The organism is Enterobacter sp. EGD-HP1, from assembly GCF_000733275.2.
Taxonomy (GTDB): domain Bacteria; phylum Pseudomonadota; class Gammaproteobacteria; order Enterobacterales; family Enterobacteriaceae; genus Enterobacter.
In genome coordinates, this window is the sequence record NZ_AVOP01000003.1 from 1 (window position 1) to 22,941 (window position 22,941).

23 protein-coding genes are annotated in these 22,941 nt (G+C 58.2%); 18 read left to right on the top strand and 5 right to left on the bottom strand.

Features of this window, described 5'->3' with window-relative positions:
* The first annotated feature begins 253 nt into the window (after nt 1–253).
* The gene (locus N037_RS04580) at nt 254–1,207 is read left to right on the top strand and encodes a nickel/cobalt transporter (RefSeq protein WP_032639393.1); all 954 of its coding nucleotides are present in this window, start codon (nt 254–256) and stop codon (nt 1,205–1,207) included.
* Between the two features lie 32 nt (nt 1,208–1,239).
* Here the strand turns inward: N037_RS04580 and proP are convergent, their stop codons facing one another.
* Complete coding sequence (gene proP / locus N037_RS04585) at nt 1,240–2,742, bottom strand: glycine betaine/L-proline transporter ProP (RefSeq protein ID WP_023334221.1); 1,503 nt, start codon at nt 2,740–2,742, stop codon at nt 1,240–1,242.
* Nucleotides 2,743–3,388: 646 nt separating this feature from the next.
* Here proP and kdgT point away from each other — a divergent pair.
* Nucleotides 3,389–4,381, top strand: coding sequence for a 2-keto-3-deoxygluconate transporter (gene kdgT, locus N037_RS04590; protein WP_023334220.1), 993 nt, complete (start codon nt 3,389–3,391; stop codon nt 4,379–4,381).
* 63 nt (nt 4,382–4,444) lie between these two features.
* On the opposite strand, the gene N037_RS04595 is transcribed toward kdgT, so the two are convergent.
* Both N037_RS04595 and crfC read right to left on the bottom strand, forming a co-directional pair.
* Complete coding sequence (locus tag N037_RS04595) at nt 4,445–5,320, bottom strand: diguanylate cyclase regulator RdcB family protein (RefSeq protein ID WP_023334219.1); 876 nt, start codon at nt 5,318–5,320, stop codon at nt 4,445–4,447.
* Nucleotides 5,317–7,671: a clamp-binding protein CrfC gene (gene crfC / locus N037_RS04600; RefSeq protein WP_032639396.1), complete on the bottom strand. Its 2,355-nt coding sequence runs from the start codon at nt 7,669–7,671 to the stop codon at nt 5,317–5,319. The genes N037_RS04595 and crfC overlap by 4 nt, the downstream gene beginning before the upstream one ends.
* Before the next feature lie 596 nt (nt 7,672–8,267).
* Between crfC and N037_RS04605 the strand changes: the two genes are divergently transcribed.
* The 16 genes from N037_RS04605 (at nt 8,268) to phnP (ending at nt 20,166) form a co-directional block, all read left to right on the top strand.
* Nucleotides 8,268–8,603 (top strand): zinc ribbon domain-containing protein YjdM, encoded by a 336-nt coding sequence (locus tag N037_RS04605; protein ID WP_023334217.1) that lies wholly within the window; start codon nt 8,268–8,270, stop codon nt 8,601–8,603.
* 80 nt (nt 8,604–8,683) lie between these two features.
* Nucleotides 8,684–9,127: a VOC family metalloprotein YjdN gene (yjdN, locus tag N037_RS04610; RefSeq protein WP_032639398.1), complete on the top strand. Its 444-nt coding sequence runs from the start codon at nt 8,684–8,686 to the stop codon at nt 9,125–9,127.
* A gap of 173 nt (nt 9,128–9,300) precedes the next feature.
* The gene (gene phnC, locus N037_RS04615; RefSeq protein WP_023334215.1) at nt 9,301–10,089 is read left to right on the top strand and encodes a phosphonate ABC transporter ATP-binding protein; all 789 of its coding nucleotides are present in this window, start codon (nt 9,301–9,303) and stop codon (nt 10,087–10,089) included.
* A gap of 24 nt (nt 10,090–10,113) precedes the next feature.
* Nucleotides 10,114–11,130 carry a phosphonate ABC transporter substrate-binding protein gene (phnD, locus tag N037_RS04620; protein ID WP_023334214.1) on the top strand — a complete coding sequence of 339 codons (1,017 nt, stop codon included), beginning with the start codon at nt 10,114–10,116 and terminating at the stop codon, nt 11,128–11,130.
* 157 nt (nt 11,131–11,287) lie between these two features.
* The gene (phnE, locus tag N037_RS04625; RefSeq protein ID WP_023334213.1) at nt 11,288–12,067 is read left to right on the top strand and encodes a phosphonate ABC transporter, permease protein PhnE; all 780 of its coding nucleotides are present in this window, start codon (nt 11,288–11,290) and stop codon (nt 12,065–12,067) included.
* 20 nt (nt 12,068–12,087) lie between these two features.
* Nucleotides 12,088–12,813: a phosphonate metabolism transcriptional regulator PhnF gene (phnF, locus tag N037_RS04630; protein WP_023334212.1), complete on the top strand. Its 726-nt coding sequence runs from the start codon at nt 12,088–12,090 to the stop codon at nt 12,811–12,813.
* On the top strand, nt 12,814–13,266 hold the full coding sequence (gene phnG / locus N037_RS04635) for a phosphonate C-P lyase system protein PhnG (RefSeq protein ID WP_032639400.1): 453 nt from the start codon (nt 12,814–12,816) through the stop codon (nt 13,264–13,266).
* Complete coding sequence (phnH, locus tag N037_RS04640; RefSeq protein WP_023334210.1) at nt 13,263–13,847, top strand: phosphonate C-P lyase system protein PhnH; 585 nt, start codon at nt 13,263–13,265, stop codon at nt 13,845–13,847. The genes phnG and phnH overlap by 4 nt, the downstream gene beginning before the upstream one ends.
* Nucleotides 13,847–14,911: a carbon-phosphorus lyase complex subunit PhnI gene (locus N037_RS04645; protein ID WP_032639402.1), complete on the top strand. Its 1,065-nt coding sequence runs from the start codon at nt 13,847–13,849 to the stop codon at nt 14,909–14,911. The genes phnH and N037_RS04645 overlap by 1 nt, the downstream gene beginning before the upstream one ends.
* Nucleotides 14,904–15,749: an alpha-D-ribose 1-methylphosphonate 5-phosphate C-P-lyase PhnJ gene (gene phnJ / locus N037_RS04650; RefSeq protein WP_032639404.1), complete on the top strand. Its 846-nt coding sequence runs from the start codon at nt 14,904–14,906 to the stop codon at nt 15,747–15,749. Before N037_RS04645 ends, phnJ begins: the two co-directional genes overlap by 8 nt.
* On the top strand, nt 15,746–16,501 hold the full coding sequence (gene phnK / locus N037_RS04655; protein ID WP_023334207.1) for a phosphonate C-P lyase system protein PhnK: 756 nt from the start codon (nt 15,746–15,748) through the stop codon (nt 16,499–16,501). Before phnJ ends, phnK begins: the two co-directional genes overlap by 4 nt.
* Before the next feature lie 108 nt (nt 16,502–16,609).
* A complete protein-coding gene (phnL, locus tag N037_RS04660) occupies nt 16,610–17,290 on the top strand; it encodes a phosphonate C-P lyase system protein PhnL (RefSeq protein ID WP_032639406.1) in 681 nt (226 codons plus the stop codon).
* A complete protein-coding gene (phnM, locus tag N037_RS04665) occupies nt 17,287–18,423 on the top strand; it encodes an alpha-D-ribose 1-methylphosphonate 5-triphosphate diphosphatase (protein WP_023334205.1) in 1,137 nt (378 codons plus the stop codon). The genes phnL and phnM overlap by 4 nt, the downstream gene beginning before the upstream one ends.
* On the top strand, nt 18,420–18,971 hold the full coding sequence (phnN, locus tag N037_RS04670; RefSeq protein ID WP_152594386.1) for a ribose 1,5-bisphosphokinase: 552 nt from the start codon (nt 18,420–18,422) through the stop codon (nt 18,969–18,971). Before phnM ends, phnN begins: the two co-directional genes overlap by 4 nt.
* Nucleotides 18,964–19,398 (top strand): aminoalkylphosphonate N-acetyltransferase, encoded by a 435-nt coding sequence (phnO, locus tag N037_RS04675; protein ID WP_023334203.1) that lies wholly within the window; start codon nt 18,964–18,966, stop codon nt 19,396–19,398. Before phnN ends, phnO begins: the two co-directional genes overlap by 8 nt.
* Nucleotides 19,399–19,407: 9 nt before the next feature.
* Nucleotides 19,408–20,166: a phosphonate metabolism protein PhnP gene (gene phnP / locus N037_RS04680; protein ID WP_032639411.1), complete on the top strand. Its 759-nt coding sequence runs from the start codon at nt 19,408–19,410 to the stop codon at nt 20,164–20,166.
* An 82-nt stretch (nt 20,167–20,248) separates the two neighbouring features.
* Here the strand turns inward: phnP and yjdP are convergent, their stop codons facing one another.
* Nucleotides 20,249–20,569 carry a DDRRRQL repeat protein YjdP gene (gene yjdP, locus N037_RS04685; RefSeq protein WP_032639413.1) on the bottom strand — a complete coding sequence of 107 codons (321 nt, stop codon included), beginning with the start codon at nt 20,567–20,569 and terminating at the stop codon, nt 20,249–20,251.
* A gap of 69 nt (nt 20,570–20,638) precedes the next feature.
* Nucleotides 20,639–22,918, bottom strand: a complete 2,280-nt coding sequence (locus N037_RS04690) for a hybrid sensor histidine kinase/response regulator (protein ID WP_032639415.1) — start codon at nt 22,916–22,918, stop codon at nt 20,639–20,641.
* Nucleotides 22,919–22,941: the final 23 nt, after the last annotated feature.

Below are 22,941 nucleotides of genomic sequence, written 5' to 3' on the forward strand. Positions count from 1 at the left end.
TTGGGTTGTTTGTGAAGTGATTCACATCCGCCGTGTCGATGGAGGCGCATTATAGGGAGTTTTCCGCAGGCCGCAACCGCTAAATGACAGAAAAATGACTGACTGCTGCATTCCACAGCAAAACCCCGCCTTATACCCTTTTATGCACAAAGTTATCCACAATCATGAGCGGATCGCGATGCGATCCTACGAATTGAGCGGGAAGATCAACTATACTAGCGGCAAATAATCTCCTCTGTGCAGGCCCACCCTCATGACCACACAACGCCTCGCCCGTGACTGGCGTCTCCCTACAGCAGGGGTGATGCTGCTGGCAATCCTCTTTGCCGGTTTTACCCTGCATGCGCACTGGAATGCCTTTATCCAGTGGTGTCTCGCCACGCAAATTACGCTGCACCGCTATCTGGTGATGTATCTGCTGCAGCTTAATAACCACCAGTACAGCGGCGGATTATGGCTGTTAACGGGGGCTTTCCTTTATGGTGTCCTTCACGCCATCGGACCCGGGCACGGAAAATTCATTGTGACGACCTATCTGACGACAAATAAAGAAAGCGAGCTGGCCGCCCGGGTCGTCCCCTTCCTGGGTAGCCTGATGCAGGGCGTCAGCGCCATTCTGTTTGTCTTTATTCTGGCGGTGGGGTTTAACCTCGCCTCAGGTGATATCAGTACCAGCCGCTGGTACGTGGAGAAGATAAGCGCTGTGCTGATTGGCGCATTTGGCGCGTTTGTCATTTACCAGGCGCTGAAGAGCCTGCGCCCGCGCAGGATGACTATCTCCGCCATCAAGCCCCTTCATCAACACGATGAACATTGTGGCTGCGGCCACCACGGCGTGGGGGCAAACCTGGCACAAGGCGACTGGAAAACGCGCCTGGGCGTCATTCTGGCGATTGGCGCACGTCCGTGCAGCGGAGCGATCATGATTCTGATGTTTTCGAACGCGCTGGGTATTGTCACCTGGGGAGTGGCCGCAGTCATGACCATGTCTCTGGGAACCGCGCTTTCAATCGTGGGGCTTTCACTGGCAGTACGTTACGCCCGCGAGCGCACGGTGAGCTGGTTCGGAGAAAGCGCCTCATTAAGATGGGTCGTACCGGCAGTCAAAATAGCCGGAGGGATAGTCCTGATTCTGTTCGCGACGGTGCTGTTTCTGACGGTGATCCCCGTCAGCGCCAATGGCGACTACATCGCTGCTGGATGCTAATAAAAGAAAACCCGCCAGCGGCGGGTTTTTTATTACTCGTTGATGCGTGGATGCTGGTCCACCAGTCGGGAGCGTTTCTTCTGCAGCTCTTCAATCTCTGCGTCAATATCCTCAATCTTCTGCTCGACGTTATCGTAGTGCTCACGCAGGATCTCTTTCGCTTCCTGGATATCAGACGCCGCAGGCGTTGCCCCTTTCAGCGGACGATTCGCCGTCTCCTTCATGGTAATACCGGTAATCAAACCAATCACCGCAATCACCATCAGGTAATAAGCCGGCATCATCAGGTTCTGCGTACTCTCGACCAGCGAGGCGGCAAGCGTCGGGGTCAGACCGGCAATCAGCACCGAGATGTTAAATGCCGCGGCCAGCGCGCTGTAGCGAATGTGGGTCGGGAACATCGCGGGCAGCGTTGAGGCCATCACCCCGATAAAGCAGTTAAGGATCACCGCCAGCATCAGCAGACCGGCAAAAATCAGCCCCAGCACATCACTGTTAATCAGTATGAAGGCCGGAATGGCCAGAGCAAACAGCGCAACGCTTCCCAGGATAATGAATGGTCGACGACCAAAACGGTCACTCAACAGGCCCATAATCGGCTGCACAAACAGCATACCTACCATGATGGCGATAATGATCAGCACGCCGTGATCTTCCGAGTAGTGCAGGTTATGCGACAGATAGCTCGGCATGTAGGTCAACAGCATGTAGTAGGTCACGTTGGTCGAAATCACCAGACCAATACAGGTCAGCAGGCTGCGCCAGTGCTTAGTGGCAATCTCTTTGAACGACACCTTCGGACCATCCTGCAGCCCTTCGCGGTCACCCTGTTCCAGTTTATCGACGTGCTGCTGGAACGCGGGCGTCTCCTCAAGCGCATGACGCAGGTAGAGACCAATAATCCCCAGCGGCAAGGCCAGGAAGAACGGGATACGCCAGCCCCAGTCGAGGAAGTTATCTTCACCCACCACGGTTGAAATCAGAACCACCACGCCCGCGCCGAGGACAAACCCGGCAATCGAGCCGAAGTCCAGCCAGCTTCCCATAAAACCGCGCTTACGGTCCGGCGAATATTCGGCAACGAAGATCGAGGCACCGGTATATTCACCGCCCACAGAGAAGCCCTGAGCCATCTTACAAATCAGCAGCAGAATCGGTGCCCAAATGCCGATGGTGGCGTACGACGGTATAAGGCCGATACAGAATGTACTGATCGACATAATGACGATGGTGATGGCAAGGATTTTCTGACGACCATATTTATCGCCGAGCATACCGAAGAAGAGACCGCCCAGCGGACGAATCAGGAAGGGAACGGAGAACGTACCCAGTGCGGCAATCATCTGCAGGCTGGGATCGGCCCCGGGGAAAAACACTTTACCTAACGCATAGGCCACAAAGCCATAGACACCAAAATCGAACCATTCCATCGCATTACCGAGCGAGGCTGCGGTAATGGCTTTACGCAGCTTTGCGTCATCAATGATGGTAACGTCGCGAAGCGTGATGGGTTTAATCTTTTTCCTTCTCAGCATAGCTATCCTCGTTGACTCGGCCCTGTCTGTTTCACAGTCCAGTTAGCGTTCTGTGAACCATGGGATCCGCTCCATGCGAATCGCCTTATTCAAGCGTAGCAGGTTTACTTACATTGACGTTTAACGTCGATACAACCGAACCTGTTGACGCCTGTCTGGGCAGTTAATGACCTTTTTACCCTACCAGCGTTTATATTTGTGATCAACTTCACATATATTTTTATGCCCGGTCAAGCCGGTTCAGTTTTTGTCAACGCGCGCCAATAAGCACTTTCTCACCCGCCTAAAAAACATCCTCGCACACATCATTATTTCCTTCTTAACAGAAAAACAACCCACGTTAATTCACATCAGATTTACATAAATTTTCATCATCATAAATCGGCCCAAAGTTTTACTCCGAATATGTGACAAAGATAACTAAAACGATGTTTTATTTTCATTGAATCACTATTCCAATGATCGCATGATAAATCCGAATTCAGCGTTTAAGGTGTTTCTGAATCGGTTTAATCGGGAGTACACATTTAATTATGCTGCAGGGTTATCGAAAAAAGCCTGCAAGAAGAAAAGCAATTATTTGAATTTATTGACTAATTTTTTACACCTATCACCCGTCCTGCGGGATCCGATGTGAGGTTTGTCCATGAAGATTAAAGCCACGATAGAACGTATACCTGGCGGTATGATGCTGGTACCGCTGGTACTGGGCGCGATCCTGAATACCCTTGCTCCCGATACCGGAGCTTATTTTGGGGGTTTCACAAAAGGCATGATAACAGGCACGGTTCCCATTCTTGCCGTCTGGTTTTTTTGTATCGGCGCATCCATTAATTTGCGGGCAACGGGGACAGTATTACGGAAATCCGGCACGCTGGTGTTAACCAAAATAGCGGTAGCCTGGGCGGTGGCAATGATATGCGCGATGTTCATACCGGAGAATGGAATTCAGACTGGGTTCTTTGCGGGTTTATCGGTCCTGGCGATTGTCTCGGCGATGGACATGACTAACGGTGGATTGTACGCCAGCCTGATGAACCAGTACGGGACGAAAGAAGAGTCCGGCGCATTTGTGTTGATGTCTCTGGAATCCGGCCCATTGATGACGATGCTGATCCTGGGGTCTGCTGGCCTGGCCTCGTTTGAACCTCACCACTTTGTCGGCGCGATCCTGCCCTTCCTGGTCGGTTTCGCACTTGGCAATCTCGATCACGATCTGCGTGATTTCTTTAGCAAAGCCACGCCGGTGCTGATCCCGTTCTTCGGTTTCGCACTGGGGAACACCATCAATCTGAAGGTCATTCTCGATACCGGCCTGCTGGGGATTGTGCTGGGTGTCGCCGTGATCGTCATCACCGGTATTCCGCTGATTATTGCCGACCGCGTAATCGGAGGAGGAAACGGCACGGCCGGCGTCGCTGCCTCTTCAGCCGCGGGGGCTGCTGTTGCAAACCCGGTGATTATTGCCCAAATTAACCCGGCCTTCGAACCGGTGGCCGCTTCAGCGACGGCGCTGGTTGCCGCGAGCGTGATTGTCACCGCGATTCTGGTGCCCATCATCACGGCGCTGTATGCGAAACGCTACGCAAGTGCCCCCGAGCAGGATATCGAAAGAAAAGCGGTAGAACTCCGCCATTAACACACCGCACCAGGCCATCCCCTCTCCCCTAAGGGGAGAGGGTTAGGGTGAGGGGTAAGGGATTTACCCAAAAATCTCTTCTACCATCGCGTCCACCAGCCGTTTTGCCGAACAGAGCCTCGGCATACCCAGCGCGACGGTCTGCCAGTTTTGCGTGACTGACCAGCTCACCGGATGTTGATCCGACTGACACCAGTCTCCCAACCACCCCAGCATGTCTTTATGATCGATTAAACCCGGAGAAGCAGGCGTTGACAGCCACTGATGATAGAAATGGCGGGTCGTGGGTGATGCATTAATGCCCTGCGCCAGATAGTTTGCCGCCATGCTGCGCAGGTTATCCTTGAGCATGGCCGCCACATCATCATTCGCGAGACGGCAGGCATCACCAAATGGCCCCCAGCGCAGCTCTTCCAGCACGATAAAACAGCGCCCGGCCAGCGACCAGCCGTCATAATGCCCGGCCCGCCAGCGGGTAAAAATCTGCTCGCTGTGCTCACCCGCCTGCACCGTGAGCCCACGCTGGGTCAGCGCCTTTTCTTTATATGCTGCGCGTTGGGTAAAATGAGAAGCGAGTTCAGCGTACTGCTGCATCAGCCCTGGAGATTGCGGCGCGCGCGGGTGCGTCTGCTGGCGCAAAGCAATCAGCTTCTCTGCCATCAGCGTCAGCGCGAGATGACCAGGGTCAAGCATGCCGGCCAGTTTTTCCGCCAGCCCCAGGCGCAGCGCCGTATTTTCATTGAGCATCCCCGCCATCGCCCAGGGGCGTAGCCGGGTATGGGTCATTATTTCCTGTGTCAAACGCTCACGAAACTGCAGCTGTTGTGGTCCCAGGTGGGAGTGACGCGCAGCGTCTCCCCCCTGCACCAGATCGACCATAAATTTTGGATTAATACACTCCAGCGTTCGCCCGGGGCCGTCCAGTAGTGGTGTTGTCATGGTTGCTCTGCCGCGAATAGAGTTTGAATATCATCGCGTAACAGTCGGGTATCTTCCTGTATCCACGTCGCAGTAGTGATGCTTTGCTTCAACAACTGGCAGAGCGCTCGGGTCGAATGCTCATTTTGTTGACGCACTGCGAGGCTATCACGCAAGCTTTCCTGTAAGCCGGACAGGCACAGCGAAAATTCTGCAAAGAACGTTGCCATTCCTGCCGTAACAGAGACATCGACCTGCGCGGACAAAGCTTTACGTATTTGTTCACAAAACTGATCAATATGTTGTTTAAATTTGTCATGTAGCTGCGCAATGTCGATAACATATCGCGTACGCGTTTCCACATAATCATCCCAGCCCCAGCCCGGATTATTGAGCCAGCGAGAGACCGTTTCACGCATGCTGCTCCCGCCTGATGACGGGCCAGCCTGGCTGTCATCTTCCGCAATCGCATCGTTAAACAGCGCCCGCGTATTGAAGTTAAGCTGGTTCGCCTGAAACGCCGGGAAACTGATTCGCGCCCGAAAACCCGCATGGCTCAGATGCTCTCTTATACGCGTTTCGATGGGGCGCATGGCTTCGTTCAGGGAACGTGCCAGCGTAGATTCAAGCTGGTCGAAGCGTAACGCCAGCTCACGGGCGATCTTCGTCTGCGCATCCAGCATGATAAGCTCGCAGGAGGCACGGATTTTACTCAGCGCGATTTGCGCCTGCCCTTCATCGTCCAGCACCAGCTGCTTCAGCGATTGCGGCTCGTCATCGCGGCGGTTCAGTCGATCGATACCTGCCAAATCAAGAATATGGCGTGCGCTAAACACATCACCAATTGCCTGGTGAAGCGCCGTTTTCTGAGACGTCATAAAGTCCGCAGTGGCGTTCAGCGCCTCCTCAACCTCATGTTTCACCTCATCGCTCACTACGCTCTGGCGCGTCTGCAGAAGCGCCATGTTCTCTTCCAGACGTACGATGTTCAGTTCCAGCTCTTCAAAGGCCACCGTCAGTCCCTGATAACGGAAGTCGAGATACTCCCGGGCATTTTGTGCGTAGTTGAGCAGCTTATGCGAGGCCGAACGCAAAGCGAATAGCGAGGCATTGGCATAGGCGGCGTAAATCAGCTTGCGGATCGGTTGTTCAAAGAGCGAATCTTCCCAGAGCAGATCGGCAGAATGACGAACATGCTCGATATCGTCCAGGTCCGCCGTACGCCAGCGACGCCCAAGCGCAGCTTCGGCAAAATCCTGTACCCAGGGTTGTTCCTGATGATCCGGCAGTTGTCCGTGGGTACTCATCTCGTAGCGAGCGCGGTTCGCCAGATAGGCCCACATGGACGAAACGGGGTAGATCTGGCCAGGCGAAATATTGCCTTTCATTAAGGTGCCGGAGATCATCGCCCGGATCTGCTCTTCATCGTCGCTATTGCGATCTTTCTGATCGAATTTATTGACCAGCGCATACAGCGGCACGGATTTTCCCGCCGCGGAAATGGCCTGGCGGACTTCTTCATCAGAGATGGATTTAAGCTGGGTATAATCCATCACGGCCAGCACCGCCGACGCGCGGGACAACTGCTCGCTGAGCATTTTTTGCAGATGCGGCTGTCCGGCCTCATTCGGCCCAGGCGTATCGAGCAGCGTCAGCTGTCCGAGGTGAGCATCCAGACCCGCGAGATGCACGAACTCCACCTCAATCACCGGAATATGTTCGATGGCGGCATATTCTGAGAAGGGAAACTCCACGCCTAACGCCTGGGAAAGTCTCACCAGGTCGTTGAGGCTTTTCAGACAATGAAATATCGGCTGCGCGCCCAGGTGATGCTTCTCAAAAGCTTCTCCTCTTTCAATGCGCTCCAGCAGCGTATTCATGTCTTTATCAATTTCCAGATGCTGGGCCAGCTTCCCGCGATCGTAATCACATAGCTTTTTCTGGAGCAGTTGAATCAATTCATCAATCGGCGAGGCATGTGAGAAATGCAGCACCGGGTCCTTCTGACCCGGCGTATGGCGAATAAGGGTAGGGAGCGCCGTCATCGGACGATTGCGGTTCGGCAACACTTCGGTACCCACAATCGCATTAATGGTGGTCGATTTCCCCGCTTTCATGGTGCCAACAATAGCCAGGACCATTTCCAGCCGGGTTATTTTCCGTAATTCATTATTCAGCATCGCCTGCTGCGCGTCGACACCGCGCGCACTAAAATGCAAAGGTAAAACGTTGTTCTTTTCACCCGTAATGGCAGCCGACGTGCTCTCCAGCATCGCCATCGGCATTGATTTCAATGTATCAAGGTTTTGCAGGGCGAGCTGTAACAAACGCTCAGCTTCCTGGCTTAATTCAAAAATGGTCTGTGTGTGCATGATAAAAGCCTTTCCTTAACGCAAATTTATTACTTTTATTAAGCCACTGGTTTTAATTATGTTGTTCAGGCTTATATGATCACGTGTGGAAAACATGTTCGCCGAAATATAACTGATTGATGATAATCAGAAATAATTCGCTATCCTTGCATGGCGTGTATAGCTCCCCTCCTGGCCTGACGGCCAAAAGAAAAAAGCGTAGCCCAACTTTAAGAAACTTCAGGATATATCATCATTATTCACCCACCTAAAAAGAGAGGTAATACGCCCCTGCCATAAGATATGGATGGCAGCGAAGTCAGGAGATAAATAACAATGCGTCGCTTCACCTTATCCGAAATGGAGGAACGTAGCAATTTGCCGCAATAAAATATTCGATATATTTAGCCCCCATTCTTTCCACCGTGTTAACGACGTAAGCATCGCTTAACTGACTGACAGGAAGTGTCACTCCCGATACGCTTTTTGCATTTTTTTAATTCACAATATCACCGACAATCGTGTGGATTTGCGCTATACTTGCCGCCTTTTTCGGCACCCTGCCGTCATTTAGCTGGCACTTTCCAGCGCGTTTACACTTTTTTGAGGATACCGATATGTCACTCCCACACTGCCCAAAATGCAATTCTGAATACACCTATGAAGATAATGGCATGTTCATCTGCCCGGAATGCGCTCACGAATGGAATGATGCCGAACCATCACACGATGCTGATGCACTTGTCGTAAAAGATGCGAACGGCAATCTGCTGGCGGACGGCGACAGCGTAACCGTGGTTAAAGATCTGAAAGTGAAAGGCAGTTCTTCCATGCTGAAGATTGGCACCAAAGTGAAGAATATCCGTCTGGTTGAAGGCGATCACAATATCGACTGCAAAATTGACGGCTTCGGTCCGATGAAGCTGAAATCCGAGTTCGTTAAAAAGAACTGATTTGCCCGCCCGGTGGCGCTTCGCTTACCGGGCTTTCGGGAACTACACTTAACGGGCTTTTCTTACGTGAGGTAAAGATTATGCCGTTAAGTCCCTACATCTCTTTCGCCGGCAACTGCGCAGAGGCTACCGCCTTCTACCAGCAAGCCGTCGGCGCAGAACTCCTCTATAAAATCACCTTCGGCGAAATGCCAAAAAGCGATAACAGCGATGAAGGCTGTCCGTCCGGCATGCAATTTCCGGATTCAGCTATCGCGCATTCCAACGTCCGCATTGCGGGCAGCGATATCATGATGAGCGACGGGATGCCGCCGGGCAGCAACGTGCAGTACGCGGGCTTCACGCTGGTACTGGACACGCAGGACGTGTCGGAAGGCAAGCGCTGGTTCGACAACCTTGCCAATAGTGGGAATATCGAAATGGCCTGGCAGGAAACCTTCTGGGCACACGGTTTCGGTAAAGTCACCGATAAATACGGCGTGCCGTGGATGATTAACGTCGTTAAGCAACACCAAACGTCGTAGGCCGGATAAGCGCAGCGCAGCCAGCAACAGCGCCCGGTGGCGCTGCGCTGACCGGGCCTACGGTGATTGTCATCAAACTCCCCTCAACTCTTCAAACTCCCGCAACCCAGACTTAACCCAAATGTCACATTGATGCGCCAGCATGAGGCCACATTTATCGTGAGGCCCAGCACATGCAAACCGTCATCCGCGTCGAGAAACTGAGCAAGACCTTCAATCACAACAAGGCTCTGCATGCCGTTGATCTGACCGTCCAGCAGGGCGAAATGGTGGCGCTGCTGGGGCCATCCGGTTCAGGTAAATCCACCCTTCTGCGCCATTTGAGCGGGCTTATCACCTGCGATAAAACGCCGGAAAGCCACGTCGAGCTGCTGGGCAATACCGTGCAGCGCGCGGGGCGTCTCGCCAGCGATATTCGCAAAAGCCGCGCCCAGACGGGCTACATCTTCCAGCAGTTCAACCTGGTGAACCGCCTGACGGTGCTGGAGAACGTGTTGATTGGCGCGCTCGGCAGCACCCCGTTCTGGCGCACCTGTCTGCGCTGGTTCTCCCCTTCCCAGAAGCAGGAAGCCTTACAGGCGCTGACCCGCGTCGGCATGGCGCATTTCGCCCACCAGCGCGTCTCCACCCTGTCCGGTGGACAACAGCAGCGCGTCGCCATTGCCCGCGCCCTGATGCAAAAAGCGCAAATCATTCTCGCTGACGAACCCATTGCCTCGCTGGACCCGGAGTCCGCCCGCATCGTGATGGAAACCCTGCGCGACATTAACCAGAACGACGGCATCACCGTGGTGGTCACGCTGCATCAGGTGGATTACGCCCTGCGCTACTGCGAACGCATTGTCGCCCTGCGCCAGGGTCATGTGTTCTTTGATGGCGCGAGCCATCAGTTCGATAACGAACGTTTTGACCATCTCTACCGCAGCATTAACCGCGTCGAAGAGAACGCGCAGGCTGCTTAATTAAACCCGATCCGAGGAAAGTACATGAGCTACAAAGCCGTTGCCGCGCTGGCCTTTACCAGCATGTTCAGCCTCAGCACCCTGTTAAGCCCGGCGTATGCACAAGAGCAGGAAAAAGCGCTGAACTTCGGCATTATTTCGACGGAATCACAGCAGAACCTGAAGCCTCAGTGGGAACCGTTCCTGAAAGATATGGAAACCAAACTGGGGATCAAAGTGAACGCCTTCTTCGCCCCGGACTACGCGGGCATCATCCAGGGGATGCGCTTTAATAAAGTGGACATCGCCTGGTACGGCAACCTCTCCGCCATGGAAGCGGTGGACCGCGCGAACGGCCAGGTCTTTGCCCAGACAGTCGCGGCAGATGGCTCCCCGGGCTACTGGAGCGTGCTGATCGTGAACAAAGACAGCCCGATCAACAACCTCAACGACATGCTCGCCAGGCGCAAAGAGCTCACCTTCGGCAACGGCGACCCGAACTCCACCTCCGGTTACCTTGTCCCCGGCTACTACGTCTTCGCCAAAAACAACGCCTCCGCCAGCGACTTCAAGCGCACGGTGAACGCCAGCCACGAAACTAACGCCCTGGCCGTGGCCAACAAGCAGGTGGACGTTGCCACCAACAACACCGAGAACCTCGACAAGCTGAAAACCTCAGCGCCGGACAAGCTGAAAGAGATCAAGGTTATCTGGAAATCGCCGCTGATCCCCGGCGACCCGATTGTCTGGCGTAAAAATCTCTCCGAGAGCACCAAGGACAAGGTGTACGACTTCTTTATGACCTATGGCAAAACGCCGGAAGAGAAAGCGGTCCTGGAGCGTCTGGGCTGGGCACCGTTCCGCCCGTCAAGCGACCTGCAGCTGGTCCCGATTCGTCAGCTGGCGCTGTTTAAAGAGATGCAGGGCGTGAAGGACAACAAAGGGCTGAAGGACGAGGAGAAGACCAGCAAAGTGGCCACCATTCAGGCCCAGCTGGAAGACCTCGACCGCCTGACCGCCGCGCTCGGTGCAATGACGAGCGTGAATAAAGCGGTGCAGTAACTTACGTCCCCTCTCCCTTGAGGGAGAGGGTTAGGGTGAGGGGGAAATGCGCACGCTGATGCCCTCACCCCGGCCCTCTCCCACAGGGAGAGGGGGAACAGATCGTAGGCCGGATAAGCGTAGCGCCATCCGGCACACAAAGACCCATGGAGCCAACATGCAAACCATCACCCTCCCACCGCCGAAGCGCAGCTGGTTCTCGCTCATAAGCTGGGCCATCCTGCTGGCGGTGCTGGTTATCTCCTGGAAGGGCGCGGAAATGGATCCGCTGCTGCTCTTCAAAGACGCGGGCAACATGGCGACCTTCGCCGCCGACTTCTTCCCGCCGGACTTCAGCCAGTGGCAGGACTACCTCAGCGAAATGGCGGTCACCCTGCAAATCGCCGTCTGGGGCACCGCCCTTGCCGTCGTTCTCTCCATTCCATTTGGCCTGATGAGTGCCGAAAACATCGTGCCGTGGTGGGTATACCAGCCGATGCGTCGCCTGATGGACGCCTGTCGCGCCATCAATGAAATGGTCTTTGCGATGCTGTTCGTGGTCGCCGTCGGCCTGGGTCCGTTCGCCGGCGTGATGGCGCTGTTCATCCACACCACCGGCGTGCTTTCCAAGCTGCTCTCCGAAGCGGTCGAAGCCATCGAGCCCGGCCCGGTAGAAGGCATCCGCGCGACCGGCGCCAACAAAATCGAAGAGATCCTTTACGGCGTTCTGCCGCAGGTGATGCCGCTGCTCATCTCCTATTCCCTGTACCGCTTTGAGTCCAACGTACGCTCCGCGACGGTCGTCGGCATGGTGGGCGCAGGCGGGATTGGCGTCACCCTGTGGGAAGCGATTCGCGGTTTCCAGTTCCAGCAAACCTGCGCCCTGATGGTGCTCATCATCGTCACCGTCAGCCTGCTGGATTTCCTCTCTCAACGTTTGCGTAAGCACTTCATCTGAGAAGCGAGGCTTTGTTTTCTATGCACTTATCCAGACATCCGACCAGTTACCCCACCCGCTGGCAAGAGATTGCGGCAAAGCTCGAAGTGGAGCTGCGCACGCACTACCGCTGCGGAGACTATCTTCCCGCCGAACAGCAGCTTGCCGACCGCTATGAGGTGAACCGACACACCCTGCGCCGCGCCATTGACCAGTTGGTCGAGCGCGGCTGGGTCCAGCGCCGTCAGGGCGTGGGCGTGCTGGTGCTGATGCGCCCGTTCGACTACCCGCTAAACGCCCAGGCGCGCTTTAGCCAGAACCTGCTGGATCAGGGTAGCCATCCGACCAGCGAAAAGCTGCTCTCGGTATTGCGCCCGGCCTCCAGCCACGTCGCGGACGCGCTGGGCATTCAGGAGGGCGATAGCGTCATTCACCTGCGCACCCTGCGTCGCGTTAACGGCGTGGCGGTATGCCAGATAGACCACTACTTTGCGGACCTCGCCCTCTGGCCCGTGCTCCAGCATTTCTCCAGCGGATCGCTGCATGACTTTCTTCAGGATGCGACCGGCATTGCGCTCAAGCGCACCCAGACGCGCATCAGCGCCCGTCGCGCGCAGGCGAAAGAGAGCAAGGTTCTCGAAATTCCCAACATGGCTCCGCTGCTCTGCGTACGCACCCTCAACCACCGTGACGGCGAGATCAACGCGACGGAATACTCCGTCAGCCTGACCCGCGCCGACATGATCGAATTCACCATGGAGCACTAAATGCACTTCGACACCGCCACCCGTCAGCGCTGGATGCGCGTGCTGGCCCACAGCCAGCCTGCCGCGCTGGCTGCCCGCATGAGCGCGCTCAGCCTGACGCCAGACTACGACACCCTTCGCGCCCCGGAGATCGGCCTCGTTCAGATCCAGGCGCGCATGGGCGGCACCGGCGAGCGCTTTTTCGCCGGAGACGCCACCCTCACCCGCGCGGCGATCCGCCTGAACAGCGGCACGCTGGGCTACGGCTACGTGCTGGGGCGCGATAAAGCCCACGCCGAGCGCTGCGCGGTGATCGACGCGCTTTTACAGGAACAACCGCATTTCCAGACGTTAATGGAAACCCTTATTGCCCCGCTGGAAGCCGACCGCGCCGCGCGCATTGCCGCACGTCAGGCCGAAGTGAACGCCAGCCGGGTCGACTTCTTTACGCTCGTTCGCGGAGACAACGCATGACGCTTCAACCTGCTTTTACCCTGGCCGTCCAGGATGCCCAACACAGTTTTCGTCGCCTGCTGAAAGCGATGAGCGAGCCGGGCGCGATCGTCTCGCTGCACCAGCTCTCCCAGGGCTGGCTGCCGCTGAACCTGGCGACCACCAGCGCGCTGCTGACGCTTGCCGATAACGACACCCCGGTGTGGCTCTCGGGCGCGCTGTCGAACGATATCGCCAGCCAGAACCTGCGTTTTCACACCGGTGCGCCATTGGTCGATCAGCCCCAGCAGGCAATCTTTGCCGTGGCCGATGAACAAATCAGCCATGAACAGCTCAACGCCCTGAGCGAAGGCAGCGCCGTCGCCCCGGAGACCAGCGCCACGCTGATCCTGCAGGTTTCCAGCCTGAGCGGCGGCCGCATGCTGCGCCTCACGGGCGCAGGCATCGCCGAAGAACGCATGGTCGCGCCGCAGCTGCCTGAGTGCATCATTCACGAGCTGACCGAACGCCCGCACCCGTTCCCGCTGGGCATTGACCTGATCCTGACCTGCGGCGAGCGCCTGCTGGCAATCCCGCGGACCACCCACGTGGAGGTGTGCTGATGTACGTTGCCGTCAAAGGGGGCGAAAAAGCGATCGCCGCCGCCCATGCGCTGCAGGCGCACAGACGACGGGGCGATGAACGGCTTCCCGAGCTGAGCGTCGCCCAGATTGAGCAGCAGTTAAACCTCGCCGTTGACCGCGTGATGACCGAAGGCGGCATCGCGGACCGCGAGCTGGCGGCGCTGGCCCTGAAGCAGGCCAGCGGCGATAACGTGGAAGCTATCTTCCTGCTGCGCGCATACCGCACTACGCTTGCCAAACTGTCGGTCAGCGAGCCGGTGAATACGGCACAGATGCGCCTGGAGCGCCGCATTTCTGCCGTTTATAAAGACATTCCCGGCGGCCAGCTGCTTGGCCCCACCTACGACTACACCCACCGCCTGCTGGATTTTACCCTGCTGGCGAACGGCGAAGCGCCGACGCTCAGCACCTCCGACGCTGAACAAGAACCGTCTCCGCACGTCTTCAGCCTGCTGGCGAAACAGGGTCTGGCGAAGGCGGAAGAAGATTCAGGCGCGCAGCCGGATGACATCACCCGCACGCCGCCGGTTTACCCGTGCTCGCGCTCGTCCCGCCTGCAGCAGCTGATGCGCGGCGACGAAGGCTATCTGCTGGCGCTGGCCTACTCCACCCAGCGCGGCTACGGGCGCAACCACCCGTTTGCGGCTGAAATTCGCAGCGGCTACATCGACGTTGAAATCGTGCCGGAAGAGCTGGGTTTTGCGGTGAACGTCGGCGAACTGCTGATGACCGAGTGTGAAATGGTGAACGGTTTTGTCGCGCCCGAAAATGAAGACCCTCACTTTACCCGCGGCTACGGGCTGGTGTTCGGCCTCGGCGAGCGCAAGGCCATGGCAATGGCGCTGGTCGACCGCGCGCTCCAGGCGCCGGACTACGGCGAACACGTTGCAGGCCCGGCACAGGACGAAGAGTTCGTGCTGGCCCACGCGGACAACGTTGAGGCCGCAGGCTTCGTCTCGCACCTCAAGCTGCCGCACTACGTCGATTTCCAGGCCGAACTGGAACTGCTGAAACGCCTGCAACGGGAGCGCAAAAATGGCTAACTTAAGCGGCTACAACTTTGCCTATCTGGATGAGCAAACCAAACGCATGATCCGCCGCGCGATACTGAAAGCGGTGGCCATTCCGGGCTATCAGGTGCCGTTCGGCGGCCGCGAAATGCCGATGCCCTACGGCTGGGGCACGGGCGGTATTCAGATCACCGCCAGCGTGATCGGCAAGTCTGACGTGCTGAAGGTCATCGACCAGGGTGCCGACGACACCACCAACGCCGTGTCGATCCGCAGCTTCTTCCAGCGCGTCACCGGCGTAAACACCACCGAAAAAACCGAAGACGCGACGCTGATCCAGACCCGCCACCGCATCCCGGAAACCCCGCTGACGGAAGATCAGATTTTGATTTTTCAGGTGCCGATCCCGGAGCCGCTGCGCTTTATCGAGCCGCGCGAAACCGAAACCCGCACCATGCACGCGCTGGAGGAGTACGGGGTCATGCAGGTGAAGCTGTATGAGGATATCGCCCGCTTCGGCCATATCGCCACCACCTACGCCTACCCGGTGAAGGTGAACGGGCGCTACGTGATGGACCCGTCGCCAATCCCGAAATTCGATAACCCGAAGATGGACATGATGCCCGCCCTGCAGCTGTTCGGCGCCGGGCGCGAAAAACGCATCTACGCCGTTCCGCCTTACACCCGCGTGGAAAGCCTGGATTTCGACGATCACCCGTTTACGGTGCAGGAGTGGGACGAGCCGTGCGCCATCTGCGGATCCAAACACAGCTATCTCGATGAGGTGGTGCTGGACGACACGGGCAAACGGATGTTTGTCTGCTCCGACACCGATTACTGCCGCCAACAGAGCGAGGCGAACAGCCAATGAAACCGCTGCTTTCGGTTAACAACCTGACCCACCTGTATGCGCCGGGCAAAGGCTTCAGCGATGTCTCCTTCGAGCTGTGGCCGGGCGAGGTGCTGGGGATCGTCGGCGAGTCCGGCTCCGGCAAAACCACCCTGCTGAAGTCCATCTCCGCGCGCCTGACGCCGCAGAACGGCGACATTCTGTATGAGGGACACTCCCTTTACGGCATGAGTGAAGCCGAGCGCCGCCGCCTGCTGCGCACCGAGTGGGGCGTGGTCCACCAGCACCCGATGGACGGCCTGCGCCGTCAGGTCTCCGCCGGGGGCAACATCGGCGAACGCCTGATGGCCACCGGCGCGCGCCACTACGGCAACATCCGCGCCACCGCCCAGCACTGGCTGGAGGAGGTGGAAATCCCCGCCTCGCGCATCGACGACCTGCCGACAACCTTCTCCGGTGGGATGCAGCAGCGTCTGCAGATCGCCCGCAACCTGGTCACCCACCCGAAGCTGGTCTTTATGGATGAACCCACCGGCGGGCTGGACGTCTCCGTGCAGGCACGCCTGCTCGACCTGCTGCGCGGTCTGGTGGTAGAGCTGAACCTTGCTGTGGTGATTGTCACCCACGATCTGGGCGTCGCACGCCTGCTGGCGGACCGTCTGCTGGTGATGAAGCAGGGTCAGGTGGTGGAAAGTGGGCTGACCGACCGGGTACTCGACGATCCGCACCATCCGTACACCCAGCTGCTGGTGTCGTCCGTGTTGCAGAACTGAGGTTGCTGTTGCCGGGTGGCGGCTTCGCCTTACCCGGCCTACGAACACCGCACCTGTAGGCCGGGTAAGGCGAAGCCGCCACCCGGCAAAACGAATCACGAGGCCAACATGATCCACGTACAAAACGTAAGTAAGACCTTTGTGCTCCACCAGCAAAACGGCGTGCGCCTGCCGGTGCTGCAAAACGCCTCGTTAGAGGTCAGCAAGGGCGAATGCGTAGTGCTGCACGGCCACTCCGGCAGCGGAAAATCCACCCTGCTGCGCTCCCTGTACGCCAACTACCTCCCGGACGAAGGCCATATCCGCATTCGCCACAACGATGAGTGGGTCGATCTGGTGCAGGCCCCCGCGCGTCAGGTGCTGGACGTGCGCCGCACGACGATCGGCTGGGTGAGCCAGTTTCTGCGGGTGATCCCCCGGATCTCCGCCCTGGACGTGGTGATGCAGCCGCTGCTGGATCTCGGCGTGCCGCGTGAAACCTGCGCCGCCAAAGCCGCCAGCCTGCTGACGCGCCTCAACGTGCCTGAACGCCTGTGGCACCTTGCCCCGTCGACCTTTTCCGGCGGCGAGCAGCAGCGCGTTAACATCGCGCGCGGGTTTATCGTTGACTACCCGATTTTGCTGCTGGATGAACCCACCGCCTCGCTCGACAACAAAAACAGCGCCGCCGTGGTGGAGCTGATCGAACAGGCCAAAGCGCGCGGCGCGGCGATCGTCGGGATCTTCCACGACGAAAGCGTTCGCAGCCGCGTGGCGGACAGACTACACCCAATGGGGAACGACGCATGATTATCAATAACGTCAGGCTGGTGCTGGAAAATGAAGTCGTTGATGGCTCGGTTGAAGTCCATGACGGCGTTATTCGCGCCTTTGCCGAAACCCAGAGCCGCTCGCCGGAGGCAATGGACGGTGAAGGCGGCTGGCTGCTGCCGGGGTTGATTGAGCTGCATACCGATAATCTGGACAAATTTTTCACCCCGCGCCCAAAGGTGGACTGGCCCGCCCATTCGGCGATGAGCAGCCACGACGCGCTGATGGTCGCCAGCGGCATCACCACCGTGCTCGACGCGGTGGCGATTGGCGACGTGCGCGACGGCGGCGACCGCCTGGAGAATCTGGAGAAGATGATCAACGCCGTGGAGGAGACGCAAAAACGCGGCCTCAACCGCGCCGAGCACCGTCTGCACCTGCGCTGCGAGCTGCCGCACCACACCACCCTGCCGCTGTTTGAAAAGCTGGTCGGGCGCGAGCCGGTCTCGCTGGTCTCCCTGATGGACCACTCGCCGGGGCAGCGCCAGTTCGCCAACATTGAAAAGTATCGCGAATACTATCAGGGCAAATATTCTCTCAGCGATGCGGAGATGGCCCGCTACGAAGAAGAGCAGCTGGCGCTTGCGGCACAGTGGTCGCAGCCGAACCGCCTTAAGATTGCCGCGATGTGCCGGGACCGCAATATCGCGCTGGCCAGCCATGACGACGCCACGCACGATCACGTGCGCGAATCCCACCAGCTTGGGAGTGTAATCGCAGAATTTCCCACCACGTTTGAAGCAGCTGAAGCCTCCCGCAGGCACGGCATGAACGTCCTGATGGGCGCGCCAAACATCGTGCGCGGCGGCTCGCACTCCGGCAACGTCGCGGCAAGCAAGCTTGCCTCGCTCGGCCTGCTGGATATTCTCTCGTCCGACTACTATCCCGCCAGCCTGCTGGATGCGGCGTTTCGGGTGGCTGACGACGAGGGCAACACCTTTACGCTGCCGCAGGCGATTCGCCTGGTGACGAAAAACCCGGCCTCGGCGCTTAATCTCCAGGATCGCGGGGAAATCGCCGAAGGTAAACGCGCGGATCTGGTGCTGGCCCACCGCAAGGGGGAGCACATCCATATCGACCACGTCTGGCGTCAGGGAAAAAGGGTGTTCTGATGGGAAGACTTATCTGGTTAATGGGGCCGTCCGGCTCCGGTAAGGACAGCCTGCTGTCCGCCTTACGGCAGCGAGAACATCCGCAGCTGCTGGTTGCGCACCGCTATATTACCCGCGCGGCCAATGCAGGGAGTGAAAACCATATCGCCCTGAGCGAGCAGGAGTTTTTCATCCGGGCCGGGCAAAACCTGCTGGCGCTGAGCTGGCACGCCAACGGTTATTACTATGGGATCGGCATTGAGACCGATCTTTGGCTGCATGCGGGCTTCGACGTGCTGGTTAACGGCTCGCGTGCGCATCTGCCGCAAGCGCGCGCCCGCTATGAGGCGGCCCTGCTGCCGGTCTGTCTGCAGGTTTCGCCGGACGTCCTGCGCAGCCGGTTGCAGAGCCGGGGGCGTGAATCAGCCCGTGAGATCGACCAGCGGCTTGAGCGCGCGGCCCGCTATGCCCCGTCAGACTGTCACATCCTCAATAACGACGGAAGTTTGCTACAGTCAGTCGATACCTTTTTATCGCTTATCCGCCAGAAGGAGAAACAGCATGCCTGACTGCCAGCTTCGCCCCGCTACCGCCGACGATGCGCAGAGTGTTTACGCCCTGATCTGCGAGCTTAAGCAGGCAGAGTTCGATCGCCCGGCGTTTCACGCGGGCTATCTTGCCAATCTGCAGGATCGCAATATGCGCTACCAGCTTGCGGAGAGAGAGGGGCAGGTCATCGGCATGATCGGTCTGCACATGCAGTTTCACCTCCATCACGCGCGCTGGATCGGCGAGATCCAGGAGCTGGTGGTGATGCCGCAGGCGCGCGGGTTAAAGGTGGGAAGCCAGCTGCTGGCCTGGGCGGAAGAGGTGGCTAGACAGGCCGGTGCGGAGCTGACCGAACTTTCCACCAGCGTGAAGCGCACTGACGCGCACCGTTTTTACGTTCGTGAAGGATATACGCAGAGCCATTTTCGATTCACTAAACCGCTGTAGAGGTGCGTTATGAGTCTGACCATCACGTTGACGGGAACCGGTAGCGCCCAGCTGGTGCCGGTCTTTGGCTGCGACTGCGCGGCCTGCCGCCGGGCGCGACTGCAGGATAACTATCGCCGCCGTCCCTGCAGCGCGGTAGTCAAATTCAACGATGCGGTGACGCTGCTGGACGCGGGCATTCCGCACCTGATGGACGACTGGCCCGCAGGCAGCTTCCAGCAGTTTTTGCTCACCCATTACCATATGGATCACGTTCAGGGGCTCTTCCCCCTGCGCTGGGGCGTGGGCGCGACCATTCCGGTTTACGGTCCGCCGGACGACGCGGGATGCGACGACCTGCTTAAACATCCGGGGATTCTGGATTTCAGCCACACGGTCGAACCGTTTGTGATGTTTGAACTTCAGGGGCTGCGGGTCACGCCGCTACCGCTCAACCATTCAAAACTGACCTTCGGGTATTTGCTGGAATCGGCCCACAGCCGCGTGGCCTGGCTTTCCGACACCGCCGGGCTGCCGGAAAAAACGGTGAAGTTCCTGCTCAACAACCAGCCGCAGGCGATGATTATCGACTGCAGCCATGAACCGCGCGACGAGACGCCGCGAAACCATTGCGACTTAACTACCGTGATTGCGTTAAACGAGGTGATTGGCTGCCCTCAGGTGATCCTGACGCACGTCAGCCATCAGTTTGACGTATGGATGATGGATAACCCGCTGCCGCAGGGCATGGAAGCGGGCTATGACGGGATGATGCTGGTGCTCGACTAAGTTTTGCCGGGTGGCGGCTGCGCCTTACCCGGCCTACGGTCCAGGGTTTTGTAGGCCTGCGTAAGCGAAGCGCCACCAGGCTTTAGCCTCGATCGTAATCGTCTTCTAACCTGCGCTCATCTTCTTCTAACCGACGGCGATCGTCATCCAGCTGACGCTGACGTTCATCTAAACGGCGTCGTCTATCTTCAAGCTGCCGACGACGATCGTCGTACTGTCGGCTGTCGATTTGACGGCTGCGGTCATAACGATCGTCATCGTCATCGCTGCTGCGGCTGGGATTATAGGCATCGTTGATCGCCTGCTGAATGTTGCCAATAGCATCATCAACAATATCGGCATGAGCCAGCTGGCTGGTAAGTGACAGCAGACCGAATAACAGAGCAGTTGAGTAACGTTTCATAAGGCCAGACTCGCAGGTGAACTGGCCTTACGATAATGAACGGCGGGGAGCCAGGGTAGCGGAGGAATCTCAAATTACCATGACCTTCCGCAGCGCCTGCGCCAGCTGCACCCGCGTAAACGGCTTACGCAGTAGCTGAACGTCCGGCAGCTGAGGATTGTGCGTGGGGCGTAAATCCTGGCCGCTGATCAGCAGCACCGGAAGCTGCGGATAATGGCTACGCACATGGTTAATCACCTCGGCGCCGCTCAGGCTTCCCGGCAGCATCAGGTCGCTGATAAACATGCCGATATCCGGTGACGCCGCCAGCATGCTCAGCGCCTGCTCGCCGTTGTCCGCTTCCAGCGTCAGGTAACCAAGCTGGTGCAGCTGCTCGCACAGGGTCTGCCGAACATCGGCTTCATCTTCCAGCACCAGCACCAGCCGCTCGCTATCGACGGAGGCGGTGGCTGACAGCGCTTCAGCAGCAGCAGCGGCGGGCAGCACCGAGCGCGGGAGATGAAGCCGGACGGTCGTTCCCTGCCCCGGCGCGCTTTCAATCTCCACGCGACCGCCGGACTGGCGCACAAAGCCGTACACCATCGACAAGCCCAGCCCGCTTCCGCTCCCGGTCTGCTTGGTGGTGAAGAACGGTTCAAAGACCCGGGATTTCACCTCCTGCGACATGCCGCTGCCTCGGTCAATCACTTCCAGCGCCACCATATCCTGCCTGCGCCCGTCGCTGCGGGTGACGCGCTGATTCCAGGTGCGGATTTTAATCACCCCGCTTTGCCCTTCCATCGCATCGCGGGCGTTCATCACCAGGTTAATGATGGCGTTTTCCAGCTGGCTGACGTCTATCCAGGCGGGCCATGCGGGCGATTGCGCCTCAATCTCCAGGGTCAGGGTGGCAGGCAGGGAGTGGCGCATCAGCTCCCGGAGGTTCTCCAGCAGCGGCAGCATCTCTACCGCATGCGGCGTCAGGGATTGCTTGCGGGAAAACGCCAGCAGCCGCTGGGTCAGTAAGGCCCCACGCTCGGCCGCCTTCAGCGCCCGGGTGATGCGCGGCGCGTCTTTTGATTCGGGGTCGGTAAGCTCAAGGCTGCCGATGATCACCGCCAGCAGGTTGTTAAAATCATGCGCCAGTCCGCCGGTCAGCTGTCCGACCGCCTTCATCTTCTGGCTGTGCAGCAGCGCCTCTTCCAGCCCCTGACGCTCAACGCGGTCGATCTCCATCTGCGTGGTTTTCTCTTTCAGCAGGCGCGTGGTGTGCTCAAGCGAGGCGGTGTTGCGGGCAAACACGTTAAACGCGCGCGCCAGCTCGCCCAGCTCATCGCGCCGCTGGAGTGCGGGAACGGAAACATCCTGTTCGCCGTGGGCAAGGCGCGACATCGCCCGGGAAATGGCCGTCAGGTTAGAGGCGAGATTGCGGTAGATATACCAGCAGGCGCACCCGGTAATAATCAGCGCCAGCACAGCGAAGATGCTGATAAACACGCTGATGGATTGCAGCTCGTGATGGCTCTGGGCGGTGCGAAGCCGGGAGGCCTGCGCCACCTGCTCAACGTACTGATTAATATCACCGTTGAGGATCGCTACCAGCGCCTTGATGTGGAACATATACCAGCTTATCGCCAGATCGCTCTCTTCCAGCTGCTTCGACAGCGGAGCGAGCTTGCCTAACTCGGCATTAAAATCAGGCAGAACCGCCTTCACGACCGGCTGTACGGCACTCCGGGGCAGCGCTGCGGACACGCCGTCCAGCTGATGAACGGTCGCGCGCGGCGAAGGGGTGTCGATGGCGGCGGCGATCAGCCGGTCCATCTCCATCAGCTGCTGCGCATCCGGTACGTTGCTGCCATAGCGGCGGTTGATGTCCTGCAGATGGCGCAGGTAGCTCTGGCTTTGATACAGCGAACTCAGCAGCGCGTTACGCTCCAGATGGCGGCGCTGCCCGCGCTCAAGCATCTCCGTCACGCTCTGCTGTAGCTCATTGCTTCGTTGAATAATGCGCGCCACCAGCGCCGGCTCCTGCTGCGCTAGCGGCGCATCCGCAAGCTGCTCCAGCGAGCGGCGCAGCGCCATTTGCGTCTGCTTCAGGCGCTCGGCTTCGCCTTTGTACTCCAGCGCCCCCACCACCTGCGAAAGCCGCACCGCTGCCGTCGCCACGTTGGCGGTATCACGGGCCAGGTTCATGCTGCCGGTCATGTCATCCAGCGTTTGCTGCTGCACCTGCTCCTGGATCTGGCTGGCATGACGAAAACCGAGCACCGCCACGCCGCTCACCATCAGCGTCACGGCGACCACCAGCAGATTGAAAATCAGCAGGCGTCCGCGGGCGCTGGCGAAAAACGGGGGGCGTGATGGCATGGGTTTGGGCTCCTGTGCGGTTT